Here is a 3,554-nt window from a genome sequence, read left to right on the forward strand (position 1 = left end):
GAAATAGAGAACAACCTGGTACGGATGAAAAACGATCTATTGCTAACCATTGGTGAGAATTACCGGGACGAACTTATCGGTTTTGTAAAAACGAAAACGATTAAAACCGGGCGGAATTAGTACATTAATTATATTATTTGGCAAATAATATGACGGAATAACCAATGGTATAAGTTTTAAAAAATAAAAAAGATGAGTAAAAAACTCACCATTCATAATTGCTACATATTTACCTATACTATTGGCTTATCCAAACTCGAAAATTCATCAATTTGATGCGAAATAAATTAAATTAAAGCAGGCGACAAAGTTTGATTAATCTTTCTTTGTCGCCCGCTCATACCACCATATGTACTCATTTGTACAATGGTTTCTTGAGATTGATTTGCAATGAAGTTTCTTATAGTTGGTATTTAAAGTGTACAGCTCTGTAGGGATACCCAGATTTTTCCTGGTTATCCTTTTAGCTTTTCCTTTAGCCTATGCCTCTACCAAATATAGCTAGTTTAGAAGGTCCGTTAGTGGTTAACCAGCTTCATTGCGCCTTCACTATAACGCTCGCCACTTATAGGATATCGCCTGATCAGTTCATCAACTGCTGTAAGATCATCAGCTGTCAGCTCAACTTCAATCGCACCTACATTATCTTCCAGGTATTTTCTTTTTTTTGTGCCTGGAATCGGGATAATATCCTCGCCCTGTGCCAGCACCCATGCCAGGGCAAGCTGTGCTGGTGTGCAACCCTTGGTGCCTGCCAATGCCGCAAATTCGGCTATAAGCCTGTTGTTACCGGTGATATTTTCCTGCTGGTAACGTGGCAGGGTTCTTCTAAAATCATCATCAGCCAGGATATTTACATCGAGTGCATTGGTAACCAGGCCCCGGGCCAATGGAGAATAAGGCACAAGTGAAATACCAAGTTCACGGGTAGTCTGCAATATCCCATTTTCCACATCCCTTGTAAGCAACGAGTACTCACTTTGCAGTGCAGCAATCGGGTGCTCGGCATGTGCTTTGCGTAAAGAAGTGACAGAAGCCTCACTCAGTCCAAGATAGCGTACCTTTCCTGCTCTTACCAGATCGGCCATAGCGCCAACGGTTTCTTCAATCGGAATGTTAGGGTCAACGCGATGGGCATAGTAGAGGTCTATGGTATCGATTTTCAATCGTTTCAGGCTCTGTTCAACTGCAACTTTCATCCAGGCAGGAGAACCATCAAAATAAGTTCCCGTTGCGCTGCTGGGGCCGGCAATTCCATCTGTAAAACGGAATCCAAATTTAGTTGCAATAAATACCTTGTTGCGGTTAGGTACGAGTACCTTAGAAATGAGCGCTTCATTTGCTCCGTTTGCGTACATATCGGCCGTATCCCAAAAATTGATCCCAAGATCAAGTGCTTTTTCAAGAGTCGCTAAACTTTCTTTGTCGTCTGTAGGTCCATACGCAAAACTCATGCCCATGCAGCCTAAGCCAAGTGCAGACAGTTTTTCGCTGGTTGTTCCTAAATTTCTATATTTCATTTTGATAAGATTTTGTTCACTCAAATGTAGATAAGAAAGCGAAACCGTGACTTATAAGCATCAAACAGATCGTTATAATATTCAAACAGTTTCTCTCAATTTAGTAGGTGCTGAACCGGTGTGTTTTTTAAAGAACAGTGTAAAATATGAAGGGTACTCAAAGCCCAGGCTGTAGGCAACATCACCGATATTCCAGTCGGTATACTGCAATAGTGCCTTAGCCTCTTTAACAATCCGGGCAGCGATATGAGCGGTTGTAGTTTTACCGGTAACCTCTTTTACAGAACGGTTGAGGTGATTGATGTGTACGGATAAAGCGTCGGCATAATCAGCAGGGTTTTTCAGTTTGAGTATAAGCGTAGGAGAATCAATTGGAAACTGTCTTTCCAGCAGTTCAAGAAATAAGGCAGAAACCCTTGAAGAGGCGTTGGCATAGGTATGAAAATTTGTGGCCGGATTATTTTTCATCGCCTCATGAATCAACAGGTGCAAATAGCTACGCAGCACATCGTACTTGTGCGGATAAGTGGAGTGCATTTCTGCCTGCATCTTCTGGAATATGGCCGAAAATTCGCGCAATTGAACTTCATCTGGAAAGAACACCGGATTACAGCCGACCTTAAACAAAGGCGAATCGCGCAGGTTATTTACCCGTTCACTATGCTGAATAAAATCTTCGGTAAAAAGACAATACCAGCCCGACTGCTGATCTGAGTCTGCTTCCCAGGAATAAGGCACTATAGGATTTGAAAATAGTAGTGCCGGTCGATCAATCTGTATCCACTTATCTGCATAATAGATCTTTCCCTTACCAATGATAAGTGAAACCTTATAAAAATCGCGGCGACTGTATGGACTTACCACGGCGCAGTTCTCTCTTGTGAATACGTTTATGTGGCCAATGCCAGCATTATCGAGCGGAACATCGATGGGAGCATGGTCTGGCAACCTGTTGTAAAAATCGATAACGGTTTCTGCTTGTTTCATATTGTAAATTTATAAAAATCAAATAATATACCTTGCATAAACCAAATTGATTGAACCCCGACCGCCAATTCCAGAAAGCCCTAAAACAAACTGCTTATCAGCATTAATTAACAATCTTTTTTTTTGATGAAGAGCGATCAATAGATAGTGTTATAAGATCACAGGCCGGACAGCACAAAATAGTCTGTCCGGCATTTATTTTACTTAGTTTGTCCAGAAGCCATCCTCCTGCATCTGGTCAGCAGAAAAAATCTCTACATTACAGATTTTACCATGCTCAACCGTGTAAATATCTATATTGTAAACGTCGAGTTTTTCTCCAGAGGGCTTCTCTGCCATCCAGTGCAATAGGCATGCAACCCGGTTGCCGTTTAAGCTAATTGATTGATAAGCACCTAACTGTAATGTATTACCGGAAATCTCGAACATCTTACCTACCATTCCGAATACCTCCTGCTGTGAACGCTTTAGGCCTGAGATCTCGTTGCTGCCAGGCTGCGACCAATTTACGTCAGAAGACAATAGTTGGCCAATTTTTTCAAGATCGACCGCTTTAACCGAGGTCAAAAATTCTATTACTGTTTGTTTTGATTGATTTTCCATAATATTTTCTATTTAGTATCTGAACCAAAGTTCGCAGGTTCAACTGAAGTTAAGATTACCATTAAACGACATTAAGTTATCTTTTTCCGTCAAATTATTTTTATTCTCTACTATATTGATATTTTAGCTTCAAGTATTTATCTACTATGGAAGATCAGATTAAAAATTTCATATCAAGACTGATTGGTTATGCAGTTCAAAGAGACATATCTGCAGAAAAACTTCTCCGTGCATCAAACATCACAATGGATGAACTGACAACTTCAAAAAATCCGCTTGCGGTTAAACAGATCGATGATGTCTGGTTTAATGCTGTATCTATAAGTAGAGACAACTTGTTCGGTCTTCATTTTGGGGAATCCTTACAACTACAGGCATTGGGAATTGTCGGAGAAATAATAAAAACGAGCAGAACAGTGGGAGAAGCGATAACTAATGCTGCCC

At 40.7% G+C, this 3,554-nt stretch carries 4 protein-coding genes; 1 reads left to right on the top strand and 3 read right to left on the bottom strand.

Annotation, left to right across the window (positions count from 1 at the left end; genetic code table 11):
* Positions 1-518: 518 nt before the first annotated feature.
* From AC1DND_RS22825 to AC1DND_RS22835, 3 genes are all read right to left on the bottom strand, one after another.
* On the bottom strand, positions 519-1,520 hold the full coding sequence (locus tag AC1DND_RS22825) for an aldo/keto reductase (protein WP_477584890.1): 1,002 nt from the start codon (positions 1,518-1,520) through the stop codon (positions 519-521).
* A gap of 81 nt (positions 1,521-1,601) precedes the next feature.
* Positions 1,602-2,507, bottom strand: a complete 906-nt coding sequence (locus tag AC1DND_RS22830) for a helix-turn-helix domain-containing protein (protein WP_477584891.1) — start codon at positions 2,505-2,507, stop codon at positions 1,602-1,604.
* A 204-nt stretch (positions 2,508-2,711) separates the two neighbouring features.
* Positions 2,712-3,110 carry a nuclear transport factor 2 family protein gene (locus AC1DND_RS22835; RefSeq protein ID WP_477584892.1) on the bottom strand — a complete coding sequence of 133 codons (399 nt, stop codon included), beginning with the start codon at positions 3,108-3,110 and terminating at the stop codon, positions 2,712-2,714.
* 146 nt (positions 3,111-3,256) lie between these two features.
* Between AC1DND_RS22835 and AC1DND_RS22840 the strand changes: the two genes are divergently transcribed.
* A partial coding sequence (locus AC1DND_RS22840; RefSeq protein ID WP_477584893.1) for an AraC family transcriptional regulator ligand-binding domain-containing protein occupies positions 3,257-3,554 on the top strand: 298 nt, incomplete at its 3' end.

The organism is Pedobacter sp. 01N416 (assembly GCF_056399685.1).

What these genes read in the sequence shown, in the direction of transcription:
- AC1DND_RS22825 (WP_477584890.1), bottom strand. Translation starts at nt 1,520, where the DNA reads ATGAAATATAGAAATTTAGGAACAACCAGCGAAAAACTGTCTGCACTT.
- AC1DND_RS22830 (WP_477584891.1), bottom strand. Translation starts at nt 2,507, where the DNA reads ATGAAACAAGCAGAAACCGTTATCGATTTTTACAACAGGTTGCCAGAC.
- AC1DND_RS22835 (WP_477584892.1), bottom strand. Translation starts at nt 3,110, where the DNA reads ATGGAAAATCAATCAAAACAAACAGTAATAGAATTTTTGACCTCGGTT.